Annotated in this window: 13 protein-coding genes, 7 tRNA genes, 1 rRNA gene and 1 pseudogene; 18 read left to right on the plus strand and 4 right to left on the minus strand. The window is 46.8% G+C overall.

Annotation, left to right across the window (positions count from 1 at the left end; translation table 11 throughout):
- From ACR0QT_RS09905 to ACR0QT_RS09945, 9 genes are all read left to right on the plus strand, one after another.
- Nucleotides 1-156, plus strand: a 23S ribosomal RNA gene (locus ACR0QT_RS09905); the annotation flags it as partial.
- Nucleotides 157-237: 81 nt separating this feature from the next.
- Nucleotides 238-311 (plus strand) — tRNA-Asp (locus ACR0QT_RS09910).
- A 39-nt stretch (nucleotides 312-350) separates the two neighbouring features.
- Nucleotides 351-423, plus strand: a tRNA-Val gene (locus ACR0QT_RS09915).
- Nucleotides 424-448: 25 nt separating this feature from the next.
- Nucleotides 449-521 (plus strand) — tRNA-Thr (locus tag ACR0QT_RS09920).
- A 15-nt stretch (nucleotides 522-536) separates the two neighbouring features.
- Nucleotides 537-618 (plus strand) — tRNA-Tyr (locus ACR0QT_RS09925).
- Between the two features lie 31 nt (nucleotides 619-649).
- A tRNA-Met gene (locus ACR0QT_RS09930) sits at nucleotides 650-723 on the plus strand.
- 6 nt (nucleotides 724-729) lie between these two features.
- A tRNA-Phe gene (locus ACR0QT_RS09935) sits at nucleotides 730-802 on the plus strand.
- A 3-nt stretch (nucleotides 803-805) separates the two neighbouring features.
- A tRNA-Lys gene (locus ACR0QT_RS09940) sits at nucleotides 806-878 on the plus strand.
- 191 nt (nucleotides 879-1,069) lie between these two features.
- Nucleotides 1,070-2,737, plus strand: a complete 1,668-nt coding sequence (locus ACR0QT_RS09945; protein WP_432630635.1) for a hypothetical protein — start codon at nucleotides 1,070-1,072, stop codon at nucleotides 2,735-2,737.
- A gap of 369 nt (nucleotides 2,738-3,106) precedes the next feature.
- Here ACR0QT_RS09945 and ACR0QT_RS09950 read toward each other — a convergent pair whose 3' ends face one another.
- Nucleotides 3,107-3,334 (minus strand): hypothetical protein, encoded by a 228-nt coding sequence (locus ACR0QT_RS09950; RefSeq protein WP_177977783.1) that lies wholly within the window; start codon nucleotides 3,332-3,334, stop codon nucleotides 3,107-3,109.
- A 377-nt stretch (nucleotides 3,335-3,711) separates the two neighbouring features.
- Here ACR0QT_RS09950 and ACR0QT_RS09955 point away from each other — a divergent pair, with 377 nt between their 5' ends.
- The 6 genes and pseudogenes from ACR0QT_RS09955 to rsmI all read left to right on the plus strand — a co-directional run bounded on the left by ACR0QT_RS09955 (nucleotide 3,712) and on the right by rsmI (nucleotide 10,537).
- Nucleotides 3,712-5,418: an aminotransferase class I/II-fold pyridoxal phosphate-dependent enzyme gene (locus tag ACR0QT_RS09955; RefSeq protein WP_432630636.1), complete on the plus strand. Its 1,707-nt coding sequence runs from the start codon at nucleotides 3,712-3,714 to the stop codon at nucleotides 5,416-5,418.
- Between the two features lie 108 nt (nucleotides 5,419-5,526).
- A complete protein-coding gene (locus ACR0QT_RS09960; protein ID WP_432630637.1) occupies nucleotides 5,527-6,099 on the plus strand; it encodes a guanylate kinase in 573 nt (190 codons plus the stop codon).
- Nucleotides 6,100-6,521: 422 nt separating this feature from the next.
- Nucleotides 6,522-7,511 (plus strand): DNA polymerase III subunit delta', encoded by a 990-nt coding sequence (gene holB, locus ACR0QT_RS09965; RefSeq protein ID WP_432630638.1) that lies wholly within the window; start codon nucleotides 6,522-6,524, stop codon nucleotides 7,509-7,511.
- Between the two features lie 38 nt (nucleotides 7,512-7,549).
- Nucleotides 7,550-8,446: pseudogene (locus ACR0QT_RS09970) on the plus strand (PSP1 domain-containing protein); the annotation flags it as partial.
- 163 nt (nucleotides 8,447-8,609) lie between these two features.
- Nucleotides 8,610-9,353, plus strand: coding sequence for a tRNA1(Val) (adenine(37)-N6)-methyltransferase (locus ACR0QT_RS09975; RefSeq protein ID WP_432630639.1), 744 nt, complete (start codon nucleotides 8,610-8,612; stop codon nucleotides 9,351-9,353).
- 317 nt (nucleotides 9,354-9,670) lie between these two features.
- A complete protein-coding gene (rsmI, locus tag ACR0QT_RS09980; RefSeq protein ID WP_432630640.1) occupies nucleotides 9,671-10,537 on the plus strand; it encodes a 16S rRNA (cytidine(1402)-2'-O)-methyltransferase in 867 nt (288 codons plus the stop codon).
- 223 nt (nucleotides 10,538-10,760) lie between these two features.
- Here the strand turns inward: rsmI and ACR0QT_RS09985 are convergent, their stop codons facing one another.
- From ACR0QT_RS09985 to ACR0QT_RS09995, 3 genes are all read right to left on the minus strand, one after another.
- The gene (locus ACR0QT_RS09985) at nucleotides 10,761-11,339 is read right to left on the minus strand and encodes a chromate transporter (RefSeq protein ID WP_432630641.1); all 579 of its coding nucleotides are present in this window, start codon (nucleotides 11,337-11,339) and stop codon (nucleotides 10,761-10,763) included.
- Between the two features lie 35 nt (nucleotides 11,340-11,374).
- Nucleotides 11,375-11,986, minus strand: a complete 612-nt coding sequence (locus ACR0QT_RS09990; RefSeq protein ID WP_432630642.1) for a chromate transporter — start codon at nucleotides 11,984-11,986, stop codon at nucleotides 11,375-11,377.
- Between the two features lie 259 nt (nucleotides 11,987-12,245).
- The gene (locus ACR0QT_RS09995) at nucleotides 12,246-12,896 is read right to left on the minus strand and encodes a GntR family transcriptional regulator (protein ID WP_432630643.1); all 651 of its coding nucleotides are present in this window, start codon (nucleotides 12,894-12,896) and stop codon (nucleotides 12,246-12,248) included.
- Nucleotides 12,897-13,209: 313 nt separating this feature from the next.
- Here ACR0QT_RS09995 and ACR0QT_RS10000 point away from each other — a divergent pair, with 313 nt between their 5' ends.
- From ACR0QT_RS10000 to ACR0QT_RS10010, 3 genes are all read left to right on the plus strand, one after another.
- Nucleotides 13,210-14,469 carry a 3-isopropylmalate dehydratase large subunit gene (locus tag ACR0QT_RS10000; protein WP_432630644.1) on the plus strand — a complete coding sequence of 420 codons (1,260 nt, stop codon included), beginning with the start codon at nucleotides 13,210-13,212 and terminating at the stop codon, nucleotides 14,467-14,469.
- Between the two features lie 102 nt (nucleotides 14,470-14,571).
- A complete protein-coding gene (locus ACR0QT_RS10005; RefSeq protein WP_432630645.1) occupies nucleotides 14,572-15,102 on the plus strand; it encodes a 3-isopropylmalate dehydratase small subunit in 531 nt (176 codons plus the stop codon).
- 219 nt (nucleotides 15,103-15,321) lie between these two features.
- Nucleotides 15,322-16,341 (plus strand): LysR family transcriptional regulator, encoded by a 1,020-nt coding sequence (locus ACR0QT_RS10010; protein WP_432630646.1) that lies wholly within the window; start codon nucleotides 15,322-15,324, stop codon nucleotides 16,339-16,341.
- The last annotated feature ends 59 nt before the right edge of the window (nucleotides 16,342-16,400 follow it).

Genomic DNA, 16,400 nt, shown 5'->3' on the forward strand with positions numbered 1-16,400 from the left:
AAACGCTGAAGGCATCTAAGCGTGAAGCCCCCCTCAAGATGAGATATCCCATCGCAAGAGTAAGACCCCTTGAAGACGACGAGGTAGATAGGGCAGAGGTGGAAGCGCAGTAATGTGTGGAGCTGACTGTCACTAATAGGTTGAGGGCTTAACCAAGACGGTTTAGGAGAAATACAGAAAACGGATGATTCAATGTGCAGTTTTGAAGGTACATGTCAAAAATATCTTCAAACATTTGGCCTGGTGGCTCAGCTGGTTAGAGCGCCGCCCTGTCACGGCGGAGGTCGTGGGTTCGAACCCCATCCGGGTCGCTGAATGTGAGTTGATACACACATTCTCATATTAAATATGGGGTCTTAGCTCAGCTGGGAGAGCATCTGCCTTACAAGCAGAGGGTCATAGGTTCGAGCCCTATAGGCCCCATACTTTTTCTTGATATACCTGGTTCGCCGATATGGCTCAATTGGCAGAGCAGCTGATTTGTAATCAGCAGGTTATCGGTTCGAGTCCGATTATCGGCTTAAAGTATTAAATATGGGGGAATTCCCGAGTGGCCAAAGGGGACAGACTGTAAATCTGCTGGCTATGCCTTCAGTGGTTCGAATCCACTTTCCCCCACTCAACAATTGAATATTGTTGTTATTATTGTCGCGGGGTGGAGCAGTCTGGAAGCTCGTCGGGCTCATAACCCGAAGGTCATAGGTTCAAATCCTATCCCCGCAATTTTGTGCCTTGGTAGCTCAGTTGGTAGAGCAGAGGACTGAAAATCCTCGTGTCACTGGTTCGATTCCGGTCCAAGGCATATGGGCGTGTAGCTCAGTCGGTAGAGCACTTGACTTTTAATCAAGTTGTCCCGGGTTCGAATCCCGGCACGCTCAGGCGTATTATGGCGGAAATCCTTGAAAAAGGGTTTCCGCCATTTTTGTTATCCGGAAATCTGAAAACGAGAATCAATGGGAATCTAAGAAAATGACAACAAATCAGATGCTTAAGTCAGATGGTTAAGATGGTCAAATTGATTGTCAAATTGAGCGGAATCTGATAAGATGAAAGAATGAGGAAAACGCCTATGAGAAATCAGAGTGAACCAGAAAAAGCGGTGTGGCTGATTGAGTTTGAAAATCTCTATATTGTGACGTATCAGAAACTTTATCGCCATGCAAAGCTGATTTTTAATCAAGAGGAAAAGATCAGAGAACTCCTGATTCTGACCTATATGGAAGCCTATCAGCGGGGAGAACAGCTTCAAAAGGAGAAGTCGCCGATCGACTGGCTGATCAAACGGGAAGACTTTCTTGCGGAGACAAAACTTGATGCAAGCCGGGAGATGCTTGAGGCATCTCATGCAGAAGAAAAGATGCAGTCAAAGGAGGCACAAAAGGAGCGTTTCTCCAATTTGGATGAGACCTCTCTTCTGCTGGAGATCGAGGACCGGCTTGGAATCGTGGATGACCAGGAGATCCCGGAGCGCGTGAGCGTCAAAAAGACTGCAGTGCAGGGAGTTTTCTCTGTCGCCCTCTTTCTTGTGTCGATGGGGATTCTTGCGGTCGGCATCTGGAAAGTAAAGCATCAGATCGATGTGCTTCAGGCTCCGTTTGAGCGAAAGATTGATCTGGAATCGGAGAGTGAGGAGACGGAGGACGAAAAGAAGGAGAACTGCATTCAGGTGGGAGCGAAGGCAGTTTATCTGTCCGACAATGGTCAAGTGCTCTACTCGCTTCCGTTAGAGGAGTCTGAATTTGCGGACTCTGATCTGAGCAATCCGGAGATACAGACTCATGGCGGATGGACGTACTATCTGCCGTGTCAGGAGAGAGAGGACAGTGAGCTCAAAAATGTCTGGAGTGAGCTGGATCACACCCTGTATCGGATGAGTGGAGATGCCGATAAGATGGATGAGATTGAGATCATTGCACGGGATGTCGACAATTATTCGTTCTGGGAAGATGGGATCTACGTTTCCCAGTATGACCGGATTCAGAGAATCGGGGAGAATGAGATTTTCGAGAAGAAGGCATGCAGTTTTTATGCGATGGCGGACGGCGATGATATCGTGCTTTATGATATGCTCGGACGAACGCTTCAGACGCAGGAGGATGGAAGCCTGCCCTATGAGGATCGGGTTTTCATTATGGACGGAAATCGGATCGCAGAGTGCAATCCGGCACAGCGCGAGTATGCAGGAATCTCGTATTTTCTGAGTGAGAATGGGGATGGAGAATCTGCGATCTATAAGGAGGAAGCTGGTGAGGAAAGTCTTTTTCTTGAGCAGGGAAAAGGAATCGACAGCTTCTGCATTGCGGATGGGCAGATGTATTACAGTGTTTTCGTGCGCAAGAGAGATGGAATCCAGTACAGTGAGATTTATCGCAGACCGCTCGCAAATGTCGGAGAGACTGTGATGATCGGAGAACGTTTTAAGGGAAGAATCATGGAAATGTCGTATTCGAAATCGTCTGGCGAGATCTATGCGTCCTATAAGCCGAAGAGCTGGGTAAGTAATCGCGGAATCATTGCGGTGATCTCGCCGGCGGGACAGATCAGTTATCTGAATGATGAGGAGCTCCGGAAACAGGTGGAGACGACGGGAAATGATGATCTGCAATTTGTAATGGAGCAGGATGGAGAAGTCTATTGCTACTGGACGGATAACAACTGGAAACGCGGAAAAGAGCCGGAGCCGATCTGGAGGAAAGTGCTTGTGATTCCGGATAAGGATCGGACGTTTGTGGAGTGATGGAGAAGTGGCGCTTGACAACGGCAAGGAAATACTGGAACAAAAAACAGAATAAGAATTAAGAATAAAATAAAAACAAAAATAAATAGCGCCTACGGTAGAATAAGTCCTGCAAACGCGCTCTCGCTCCGGGCTCGACGTAATGGTGCATAAGTTCGCAAAATACGCGAACTAAGCACCAACGTCTCGCACGGGTTTGCAGTGACTTTCCTACCTCCGGCGCTTTTCTAATCTGCTACGAAATCAAGAATACCTTTGTACATACCGTAATATCATACAGCAACAAATTTCTATTCGTCTTATAAATTCGATGAATCGGATTTTTCTATTTTTTCGAGATTTTTGTGTAGATGAGATCGGTGTTTAAATTTACTCATCAAATTCTACGATCACATAGAAACCGCGGGAATTCTCGCGGATGTCTTTTACAATTCCTTCTCTGGATTTCAGACGATCACGGTTTTTGTAACAGCCGGACATGGCGACCGCAGGCTCAATGATGTAGCTGTAGTTGAAGCCCTCTCGCTCGATGACTTCTACCTTGTCTCCGATGTTGACGAGCCCTTGGCGTTCCATTTTAAATTCCATTTCACGCAATTCGATCATCTCCTTAAATAATAAATTTATGGTTTTCATTCAAGAAATAAATTCCAATAGAATTTTCGATAAAAATCCCAAAATATTATAGTAAAAAGGTGGTGGAATGTAAAGCCGTTCTGTGCTAAAATAAAATGCACTTTTGTGGTTATGGTTACTGTTCAGAGGTAGGCACTTTTGGAACCGAAAGTACCGTAAGATAACGTGGTGGTAGCGGGAATTTGCCGTATTTAAATGCGAAGCCACGGCAAATTCCGTTACTGGGCACGTGCGCGTGAACAGTAACTGGTTATGTGATTGGATACAGGCAGGAACTTTCTGAACAGAAAATTCTTGGTGATACCGTAAAGATAACCATGTGATCGGAGTTGTATAATATGAGAAAAGAAGATCTTTTGATTTCGCGTCTGAAGCGCTATGCAGAGTCGGATGCATGTCCATTTCATATGCCGGGACATAAGCGTCAGAGCGGGGAAGGAATGAGAGAGGAATTTCCGAATCCGTTTGCGATTGACATCACGGAGATTGACGGGTTTGACAATCTTCATCACCCGGAGGGGATTCTAAGAGAATCGATGGACTGGGCATCTGGGGTGTATGGAACAGCGAAGACCTGGTATCTGGTGAATGGAAGCAGTTGCGGGATTTTGAGTGCGGTGAGCGCGTGTGTTCATCCGGGTGGAAGAATTCTGATGAGCAGAAATTGCCATAAATCGGCTTACCATAGCGTTATCCTCAATCAGTTGAAAACAGACTATGTTTATCCACAAATCCTCCCGGGATTGTGGATACAGGGTGGAATCCTTGCAGAAGATGTGGAAAATATGCTTCAGAAAAATCCAGACACCGAGGCAGTTCTGATTGTCTCCCCAACCTATGATGGAATGGTATCGGATGTCCAGGCGATTGCGGATGTTGTGCATCGCTATGAGCTTCCGTTGATCGTGGATGAGGCGCACGGGGCGCATTTCCCGTTTGGAGGGGAGGATTTTCCGGTTTCTGCGATTGACTGTGGGGCAGATCTTGTGATTCAGAGTCTGCACAAAACCTTGCCGTCTCTGACGCAGACGGCGGTTCTTCATCTGACGAGAGAGGGCGAAAAGAGGGTTGATCTCGGAAGGCTTGAGCGATATCTTCAGATCTATCAGACGAGCAGTCCGTCCTATGTGATGATGGCATCGATTGAGAGCAGTATCTATGAGATGGAGCAGAGCGGAAGAGAGCAGATGGCTGTGCTTGCAGAGCGTCTGAGACGCGTTTACAGCCGTTTGGAGCACTTAAATTATCTGCGAGTGGCATTGCCCTATGATTTGCGGAAAAATGGCGTAGAAGGTCGCAGAGAAGAGCAGAACGTGGAAAGCACAACGTGTAGCGCGAATAAGGTGAGTCATTCTTTAAAGTCAAGGGCTGGTATTTACGACATGGACCCTGCGAAGATTGTGGTTTCCTGCGGGGGCTGTGTAAGGATTGCGGAAAATACGCTTGAGCATGAAGAGCAGGATTGTGCACAGAAACGATGTGGGAAAGATGAAAGCCAGGAGATCGAGAAGCGTGTGAGTCGCGAGAAGATGACGGGAGAGATTCTTGGAGACTGGTTGCGAAAAGAGTACCACATTGAGATGGAAATGTGCGGGACGGATTATGTCGTCGCGATCGCGACTTCCTCAGATACGGAAGAAAATTTTGAACGTCTTTGCACGGCGCTCGAGGAGATCGATCAAAAGATTGAGAGAGAGAAGTGTTCTGAATTTGAGAAAGAGGAAAGTGAGAGCGCAGATCGGAAAGAGATGCAACTTGGAACCGAGTTTGATCTTCAGAAAAAATGGGAACTTCCGGAAATCTGCATGACACCTGCAAAAGCGGTCGATGCGCCATGGGAGGAATTGCCACTTAAAGCCTGTGAGGGAAGAATTTCCGGAGAATTTGTCTATCTCTATCCGCCGGGAATTCCGATCATTGCGCCGGGAGAAAAAATCAAGAGAGAGATGCTTCGGCAGATTTTTTATTATAAAAAGATTGGACTTCCGGTTCAGGGCATGGCGGATACAAAGGCAAATGTTCTTCGTGTCTGCACAGAAGATTAGGAGAAAAATGACCGGAGATATCGAATGGCAACAAGGTGGAATTCGTTCGATAAGATAAAGTGATAAAAAATGGGAATATCCGTGAGATTGAGATAGAGAGGGTGCAAAATGGGGAAGATCTATTATTTGATGGGAAAAAGCGCATCGGGAAAAGATACCATTTACAGAGAACTTTTGAAAAAATGTCCGCGACTGCGCAGAGTTGTTTTGTATACAACGCGCCCGATGAGAGACGGCGAGTGTGAGGGAAGAGAGTATTATTTTGCAAAGCCGGAGGATCTGGAAAAATTTCGGGAGCAGGGCAGAATCATCGAGATGCGGACATACCAGACGGTCTGTGGACCGTGGAGTTATGCGACTGTTGATGACGGACGAATCTGTCTGGATGAGGCAGATTATCTGGCAATCGGCACGTTGGAATCCTACGAGAAACTCAGGGAGTACTACGGAGAAGAGGTAGTAAAACCGCTGTATATAACGGTCGATGATGGAGTTCGTCTCGAACGTGCACTTGAGAGGGAGAAGACGCAGAAGAAACCGAATTACGCGGAACTTTGCAGACGTTTCCTTGCAGATGAGGAAGATTTTGCACAGGAAAAGTTGGAGCGATTGGGGATTTCCACTTTCTTTGTAAATGAGAGTCTGGATAAGTGCGTGGATGAGATTCTTAAGACGATTTAGGGAAGGTTGCCGTGTTTATTAACTACGGCAATTCTGTTACTGGGCACATGCGCATAAACCGTAACTGCATCGGCGCAGAAAGCGAAAATTAGGCGACAGAAATTTTGATAAAACCATATATTTGTGCTACAATATTTTTCATATGATAGGAAATTGCATCCTATCATACGAAAAACGCTCCGCGAGGATGCGCACTCGGCGCAGGAGAAGATGGTTGCTGAAGCAACCGCGCCTCAGCGCAAGAATGTGCCAAGGCACATTCTTTTTATATAACTGCTTTGCAAAGAGTTATTGGTTGAAATTAAATAACAAATAGATTTCACTCAGAACGTATGAGGAAAGAAAGATTGGATCGTGCATGGATGGTGATGCATGAGAGATCGAGTGCGTTTTGAACAGATAAAGATTGGGAGGTGCGTGCCATGAAGACATTTCGGGAAATTATCGGACATGAACAGATCAAGGATCATATGCAGACTGCGGTAAGGAATCACAAGGTATCTCATGCCTATATTCTTTCAGGGGAAGCCGGAATGGGAAAGAAGACTCTGGCAGATGCGTTTGCGATGACGCTTTTGTGTGAGCAGGATGGCACAGAGCCATGTATGGAGTGTCATGCCTGCAAGCAGGTTTTGAGCGGAAGTCATCCGGATCTGATTTATGTGACTCATGAGAAGCCGAATACAATCGGTGTGGAGGATATTCGTACTCAGATCAACGATACGATCATGGTGCGCCCTTACAGCAGTTATTATAAGATTTACATTGTGGATGAGGCGGAGAAGATGACTCAGCAGGCGCAGAATGCTCTGCTCAAGACGATTGAGGAACCGCCGGCATATGCGGTGATTCTGTTGCTGACGACGAATGTGGATGCCTTTCTTCCGACGATTTTGTCGCGCTGTGTTCAGTTGAAATTAAAACCGCTTCGGGATTACATGGTGAAAAATTATCTGACGGAACAGTTGCATGTGCAGGAGGCAGATGCGGAGATCTATTCGGCGTTTGCGAGAGGAAATCTCGGCAAGGCGATTTCTCTGGCATCCTCGGAGGATTTCAAGCATCTTCATCAGGAGATTCTCGGTCTGCTTCGCCATGTAAAACAGGCAGATATTTCCGAACTTCTTGACGAGATTCGAAAGATGAAGGAGGATGGTCTGGACATTTACGAGTGTCTGGATTTCATTCAGTTGTGGTATCGGGATATTCTGCTGTACAAGGTTACGAAAGACATCAACCAGCTGATTTTCAAGGAGGAATTCCGCACGGTAAATGAGATCAGTCAGAACAGTGGTTATGATGGAATTGAGCGGATTCTCGAGGCAGTAGACAAGGCGAGAGTGCGTCTCGATGCGAATGTCAATATGGAGCTGGCGATGGAACTGCTTCTGCTGACGATGAAGGAAAATTAAGAAATTAAGGGAGATAATTGAAGGAGATAGAAGAGTCAATGACGAGAGTAATTGGTGTCAGATTTCGTGAGGCGGGAAAAATCTATTACTTTTCTCCGGGAAAATTGGAGATTAAGGCTGGAGAACATGTAATTGTGGAGACTGCCCGCGGAATCGAGTTTGGATTTGTTGTGCTGGGAAGTCGGGATGTGGACGACAGCAAGGTGGTACAGCCGTTGAAGACCGTGATCCGCATGGCAAATAAGGATGATGAGGCGAGAGAGGAAAATAATAAAGTCAAAGAAAAAGAAGCGTTCCGGATTTGTAAAGAAAAAATTCGCAAGCATGGTCTTGAGATGAAGCTGATCGATGTCGAGTACACGTTTGACAATAACAAGATTCTATTTTATTTCACGGCAGATGGCAGAATCGATTTCCGTGAGCTGGTAAAGGATCTGGCGAGCGTCTTCAAGACGAGAATCGAACTGCGTCAGGTTGGAGTACGTGATGAGACAAAGATCGTCGGTGGAGTCGGCATCTGTGGTCGTGCACTCTGCTGTCACTCTTATTTGTCCGAGTTTATTCCAGTGTCGATCAAGATGGCAAAGGAGCAGAATCTTTCCCTGAATCCCTCAAAGATTTCGGGTGTCTGCGGTCGCCTGATGTGCTGTCTGAAAAACGAGGAGGAGACTTACGAATATTTGAACAGCAAGCTCCCGGGAATTGGAGATTATGTGACGACAGATGACGGTTTAAAGGGAGAGGTGCAGAGTGTCAATGTGCTTCGCCAGACAGTCAAGGTCATCGTCATGGTGGAGCGCGATGAGAAAGAGATTCGCGAGTATAAGGTGGAACAGCTCAAATTCCGTCCGCGTCGCAGAAAAGGAAAAGTCGATGTCGAAGACGCAGAATTGAAGAAACTCGAGGCACTGGAAAAGCGGGAAGGAAAACCGAAAAATAATGGAAAAAGAGAGTCAGAAAGATCGGAAAGATCAGATCGATCAGAGAGAGCAGACAGATCAGAAAAAGCCGAAAAATCAGAGCGATCCGAACGGACAGAAAAGTCTGAGCGACAGGAAAAATCCGAACGAGCAGAGAAATCAAAATAAGGATAATGATTTGAAGTGTGAGGCGGAGTGTCACGAAGATGAGAGAATCGACGATCTCCAGCGAAACGGATACCGCATCATCCAGAAGAAAAACGGATTTTGTTTTGGTATGGATGCGGTGCTGTTATCCGGTTTTGCGCGTGTGAAACCGGGCGGTCGCGCGATTGATCTTGGAACGGGAACGGGCATCATTCCGATTCTGATGAATGCGAAGACACAGGGAGAGCATTTTACGGGTCTTGAGATTCAGGCGGAGATGGCAGAGATGGCACAGCGCAGTGTGAATCTCAATGGACTTCAGGATCGAGTTTCGATTGTGAATGGAGACATCAAGGAGGCAAGCCAGATTTTTGGAAAGGCTTCGTTTGATGTGGTGACTTCCAACCCGCCTTACATGAACGATACGCATGGACTCAAGAATCCGGATCTGCCAAAGGCAATTGCCCGCCATGAGGTGCTCTGCACGCTTGAGGATGTTGTGCGCGAGGCGAGTGCGCTTCTCAAGTCAGGTGGTCATTTTTACATGGTTCATCGCCCGCGCAGACTCACGGAGATGATCACGCTTCTGCACGACTATCGCTTAGAGCCGAAGAGAATTAAGTTTGTGCATCCGTTTGTCGACAAGGAGGCAAACATGGTTTTGATCGAGGCAGTGCGCGGAGGCGGGGCGATGATGAACATAGAGCCACCAATTATTGTATACAAAAGCCAGGGCGTGTATACGGATGAGATTTATACGATCTACGGATACTAAAAATGTGATTTGATACAGGGTATACAGGTCGATACGATAGAATACAAAACACATAATGCATGAATCTAAATTTTGAAGCGACACAAGGCGAGAAAGTACGGGCAAACCCGTGTGAGGCGTCGGTGTTTAGGTCGTGTATTTATTTTACGACCTTATGCACCGTTACGCCGAACCCGGAGTGAAAACGAGTTTGTCCGACTTTACTCGCCGGTGGAGCGATAGCAGATGAAACGATAGTAAATAAAAACGAAATTTAAAAATCTGAAAATGAGAAAAAATCATGCGTGAACAGAGAGAGGAAAAAGGGGGAAGATGGCATGGAAGAAACGACAGTCGGAAAGCTGTATCTGTGTGCCACACCGATCGGAAATCTGGATGATATTACCCTGCGCGTGTTAAAGACGCTTCAGGAAGTGGATCTGATTGCAGCGGAAGATACCCGTCACAGCATCAAACTGCTGAATCATTTTGAGATCAAGACTCCGATGACGAGCTACCACGAGTACAACAAGGTGGACAAGGCACGTTATCTGGTGGAGCAGATGAAAAAAGGTGTGAATATTGCAGTCATCACAGACGCGGGAACTCCGGGCATTTCCGATCCGGGAGAGGAGCTGGTGCGCCAGTGTTATGAGGCGGGAATTCCAGTGACTTCGCTTCCGGGACCGGCTGCCTGCATCACGGCGCTCACGATGTCCGGGCAGTTGACGAGACGTTTCTGCTTTGAGGCATTTTTGCCGGTCGACAAGAAGGAGCGTCAGTGGGTGCTTGAGGAACTCAAACAGGAAACGCGGACGATGATTATCTATGAGGCACCGCACCACCTTGTGCGCACGCTCGAGGAGCTTGCAGGGGTGCTTGGAGCTGACCGTAAACTGACGCTTTGTCGGGAACTCACAAAGAAGTACGAGGAGGGTTTCCAGAGCACGTTTGCGGGACTTTTGGAGCGATTTGAGACCGAAGAGCCAAAGGGCGAGTGTGTGCTTGTCATTGCGGGACGCAGTTTCAATGAGATTCAAAAAGAACAGCAACAGTCGTGGGAAGAAATGTCGATTGAGGAACATATGGATCTCTATCTGAATCAGGGAATTGACAAAAAAGAGGCGATGAAGCGCGTCGCAAAAGACCGTGGAATTCCGAAGCGCGATGTCTACCGCTATTTGACAGATGCGAAGGATGAGTGAAACATTTCTTTTGTCTGACTGATAATTCGATCGTTTTGGGAAACAGAGAAGATCTTCAGGATAAAGGAATAAAGAAATAGTGATAAAAAATAAAACCAGGGAGAATTTCCGAAAAATGGAAAACCTCTCTGGTTTTTGTCGTTTTATAGATTTAATTGTTTCATTGTCCGTTCATAAGATGGATAGATCTCTGATTCTGACAGGGAATAGGGACAATTATTTTTTAGATCGGAAGCCACGACAGTACGAGCTGGTACAGCACTTCTGCGAAGCCACAGGAGACCATGACCTTGATCGGGTCGATCTTCACTTTTCGCAGGCAGACCATTGCGACTGCGAAGTAGATCAGATAGCGGATTTGCAGGTTTCCGTTTGTGAGGTGAATCGTTCCGTCACCGAAGAAGGTCGGGACGAGAATCGTGATGCCGGCGGTCAGGATCATTGCGACGACAGCCGGGCGAAGCGACTCGAGAATTCCCTTCATCAGGCGCAGGTTGCGGTATTTCGCGTAGAGCTTTGCGAGAATCGTGACGAAGATGCAGGAAGGGAGGATACAGCCGATCGTTGCGACGATCGCGCCCGGAATTCCGGCAACCTGATTGCCGACGAACGTTGAGGAATTGACGGCGATCGGTCCCGGAGTCATTTCCGCAATCGTGATCAGGTTTGTGAAGTCGTTTAAAGTCAACCAGTGATATTTTTCGATAACCTGGGCTTGAATCAACGGCATGGCAGCGTACCCGCCACCGAAGCTGAAGGCGCCGATTTGCAGGAACGCAAGAAAAAGTTGAAGGTAAATCATAGGACACTCCTTTATGTTTTTTGTTTTGCTCAGTCTCAGTGAGCGTTGGAATCAGAACCTGCCTTTTTTTTGGTGGAGATGATGGTTCGGATCGCTCCGATCAGGGCGGTGAGCAGGATGATCAGGATCACATTGATCTTGAAGTAGTAATTAGCGAGGAATGCTCCGATCATAATCAAGATCAGGATCAGGGAGCGGAGCTTTGCGACACCGCGTCCCATATCGTAGACGACGGAGATGATGACTGCACCGACTCCGGCTCTCATTCCGCTCAGCATATTCTGGATAAAGAAGTTTTCTTTAAATGCCGTGTAGAATGCAGAGATCGCGGTGATGATCACAAACGGCGGAAGAATCGCACCGAGAATCGCGAAGAGGATTCCGGTCATGCCCGCGAGCTTGTATCCGACGACGATCGCTCCGTTGACAGCAATCGCGCCCGGTGAGGACTGGGCGATCGCGATCAGATCGAGCATCTCATTTTCATCGATCCAGTGGAGCTCGTCCACAAATTTTGTTTTCAGAAGGCTGACAATGACATATCCTCCTCCGAATGTGAATGTGCTCAAATAGAGCGTGGAGAAGAAAAGTTTTTTCAGAATGGCGCGTTTATCCTGCGCCGGTTTTTCATTTTCCATAGAACTCATAGAACTTGTTGACTCCTTTCGAGAGAGTTTTTTGAATAGAGATCAGAATTGTTTTCAATCGTTTTCTGATGCCTCCCCTACTATATCACCAGAACGCTTATATGAAAAATAATATAATCATATCAAAATCATATGAAAATTCATATAAATGGAAATATAAATAAAAAACATCCTGTTCTCCATAAGACGAAAACAGGATGTTTTTATAGATTTAAATGTTATAGATTTTAGATATTTGCAGAGCAGGACAAGTAAAAAATCAGGCTTCCTGCGTCTGGTTTAAATTGCGAAGAATGTTGTTCATACTGCGCTCAATATGCTGATGCATGTCATGGCGTGCTGACTCTGCATCGTGATTGCGGATGGCGAGAAGAATCTCGATATGCTCCTTTGTGGACTGGGCATAATGATCTTTTGCGGAATTGTATTTTCCGACAGACGGACCGTTCCAGAGGTTGACGAGATAGTCGTAGAGTTTCTGATTATCGGCGGCCTTCCAGATTGCAGAATGGACGTCGAAATTCAAGTCCTCATAGTCGCGGACACTCATGGTGTCAAAATTGTCCTGAAAATGGTAGAGACGGGTGAGAAGTTCTGAAACCTCCATTCCATTTCTGGCAGATCGGGCGGTTGCCTCGCCCTCCAACAGAATCCGCATCTCATAGTGATCCCGGATGAATTTTTCATCAATGTTCTTTACGATTGCGCCTTTGTTCATGCGAAGTTCAATCAGACCGTCTGCCTCGAGTGCCTGAAAGGCTTCGCGCACAGGAGTCCGGCTGACGCCGAGCTTTTTTGCGATGTCGGTCAGACTGAGTTCATCTCCGCTTTTATATTCCCCGTTAAAAATTGCTTTTTTTAAGATCGAAGTGATCCGAATTCGGACGGGAATTAGTTCCAATGATTCCATAATCATACCTCTTCCTGAAATAATGTTAATCATATCATACAATAAAAAAGCGTGTCAAATGTGATAAAAATGGGGACACGATTATGTGCATAATGTATAAAATATAAAAAATATTAAAAAGATATTGAAAAAATAGAGCAAATATGCTATCGTTTTACTCACATAAATGAATATCGTATACGATATACGAAATACAAAAAGACAGACTGGATGAGAGACTAGACAAGAAATAAGAGACCAGATGTGAAAAAGGCAATGTGTACAGAGAGAACAGGTACAGAGGGAAAACCAAAAAAGAAGGGAGAATAACAAGATGCATGCGATTGAAAAGATTCTTGCAAAAAACAGTGGAAGAGAAAAGGTGAGTGCGGGCGAAATCGTGACAGCAAAGGTAGATTTTGCGGAGATCAACGATCTGTATTTACAGACGATCTTATCCTTTAATGAGATGGGAGGAGAGAAGGTCTGGGACCCGACCCGGCTGGCATTTGTATTTGATCATTATGCTCCGACCCCGGATGTCAAGAGTGCGGAAAATCATAAGGCGATGAGAGAATTTGCGAAGAAAAATAATCTCAAGTTTCACTTTGATACAAACTGTGGTGTCTGCCATCAGGTTATGCCGGAAGCTGGCGTGATTTATCCGGGAATGATTGTTGTGGCGACAGACAGCCACACGACGACTCACGGTGCATTTGGTGCGATGGGAACCGGATGTGGAGCGACGGATATGGCGACGATTATGATGACCGGTGAGCTGTGGTTCCGTGTTCCGGAGATTATCGAGGTTCGTCTTGAGGGAGAAGCGCCTAAGGGAGTGTATCCAAAAGATGTGATTCTGAGCGTGCTCGGGAAGATTCGAGCAGACGGAGCGGTCTATAAGGCGATTGATTTCACGGGAAGCTATGTAGAAAACTTAAATGTCGCAGGACGCATGGTAGTCTGCAACATGGCAGTGGAGATGGGAGCAAAGACGGCTTACATGCAACCGAATCAGGATGTACTCGACTATGTATCTGCGCGTGCGGTGCGCGATTATGAGGTTGTGGAGACCGATCCGGATTTTGAGTATGCAGAGAGCTATGTATTTAACGTGGAGGAACTGGAGCCTCAGCTTTCCTGCCCGCACAGTGTGGAGAATGTATTCCCGCTGACGGAGGTTGTGAAAAACGGAGAGGTGAAGCTGAATCAGGGATATATCGGAAGCTGTACCGGTGGACGCGAGGAAGATATCGCAATCGCAGCGAAGATTCTGAAAGGAAAACACATTCCGGAGTACACGAGACTTGTCATTGTTCCGGCATCGAATGAGGTGATGCTTTCCTGTCTGGAAAAGGGATATATTCAGGATCTGATGAAAGCGGGAGCGACGATCACGACGCCGGGATGTGGAGCATGTCTTGGCGCACATGAGGGAATTCTCGCACCCGGTGAGGTCTGCATCAGCTCGACGAACCGCAACTTTCCGGGGCGCATGGGTTCAAAGGAGGCAAAGATTTATCTGGCAAGTCCGGCAACCGTTGCGTCCAGCATTTTGAATGGTGTGATCACAGATCCGAGAAAGTATCTGTGAGATCTGTAAGAGTGGAAAGAGATAGAACGATCAGGAAACATGCATGCGCAAGAAAAAACGAATGAGTAAGTAAAATCAAGTGTGCAGGCAAGAGAGAATGTTGTGGGAGAAATCAGGAAGGGAGCAGTTAAGATGGAGACAAGAATGACAGGAAAAATTATTGTGGTGGGAAATAACATTGATACCGATCAGATTTATCCGGGATGTTATCTGGCAATCAGTGATCCGAAGGAGATCGGAACTCACTGCCTGAGCGGGGTGGATGAGAAGATTGCGGAGAATTTTCCGGAGGGTGGAATTGTTGTAGCGGGAAAGAATTTCGGCTGTGGAAGCAGTAGAGAACACGCTCCGATTGCACTCTTAAATATGGGAGCACGGGCGGTAATTGCCGACTCGTTTGCAAGAATTTTCTTCCGAAATTCGATCAACCTTGGACTCGTGCTGGTAACCTGTCCGGGAATCAGCCAGAAGGTGAAGGATGGTCAGACTTTGACTCTGGACATCGAAAAGGGACTTATCACGGTGGAGGAGACTAAAGAATCTTATCCATGCGACAAGCTCGGCGATCAGGCGATGAAGATTCTGGAGGCAGGTGGAATCAAGCCACTTATGAGAAAGCGTTTTGGAAAGTAATCAGAGAGAACGGCAGATGTTTCGAGAACCTTCAAAACCGAACGGGATAAAGAACGCGAGAGAAACATAAATGATGCAGTTTGTGCAACGCATGAACGGGACCAAAAAATAAAATAGTGATATAAATTCAGGAGAATATTGCTTGTACCCTTTCAGAGAAAAACTTATAATAAAACGATAAGACGATAGGAATCGATCTGGAGGGGGACAGGCAGAGATATGACAATACGGCATATGCGGATTTTTCTGGCAGTGACGGAGAATGGAAACAACCTGACGCGGACGGCAAACCAGCTCTACATGGCACAGCCGGCGGTGACGGTCGCAATTCAGGAACTTGAACAGTATTACGGGGTCAATCTCTTTGACCGTCTCGGGAAACGGCTCTATCTGACGGAAGCGGGTAAACAGTTTCGGGAGTATGTTGTGCGCATTCTTGGTCTCTTTGACGACATGGAAGAAGGGATGAAGAGCTGGGGAAGCCGTGGAGTTCTCAGGGTTGGGAGCAGTATCACGATCGGCTCACAGTTTATGCCGGGTTATGTCGAGGAGTATGCGAAGACCCATCCGAATATCGACACGCAGGTGCTGATCGGACCGTCAGACCGGATCGAGAAAAAAATCCTGAACAATGAGCTGGATATCGCGCTTGTCGAGAGTCCGGTGCATGAGGACCATCTGATTGCGGAGAAGTACATGGAGGATTATCTCGTGATCATTGCGCCGGGAAATTCCAAAGAACGGGACTTGCAGGATTTGTTCCGTGAAGATCAACGAGGCATGCAGGGACAGGAAGCACCTGCCAAACGGCAAGAAAGACCGGATGAGATTTCGGATGAACTTCCGAAAAAAATTCAGGAGATGACTGTCGAGGAATTTGCATCTCAGAGACTGCTTCTCAGGGAGCCGGGGAGCGGGACGAGGGAGTCGATTGAGAAAGTTCTGGAACCTTTTTCGATTCAATTAAAAACATCGTGGGAGGCGACGAGCACGACAGCTCTGGTCAACGCAGTGATCTCCGGACTTGGAATCTCGATAGTTCCGCGCCGGATGGTGGAAGCACCCTTAAAGAGCGGGCAGATTCGGGAGATTCATGTGCGGGGAGTGGAATTTCAGCGCTATTTTTACATGGTCTATCACAGAGATAAACTTTTGACCGCACCGATTCGCGACTTTATGGAGCTTTGCAGAAATTATGAGAGTCTGCATCCCCAGCCGAGATACAGCGGATTGTTTTGAACACAGCGGATGAGATGTGCATTGCTGGGGCGATTGAGAAAATGCGGGAAAATAGTGGA

This window comes from Brotaphodocola sp. (assembly GCF_050873365.1).
Taxonomy (GTDB): Bacteria; Bacillota; Clostridia; order Lachnospirales; family Lachnospiraceae; genus Brotaphodocola.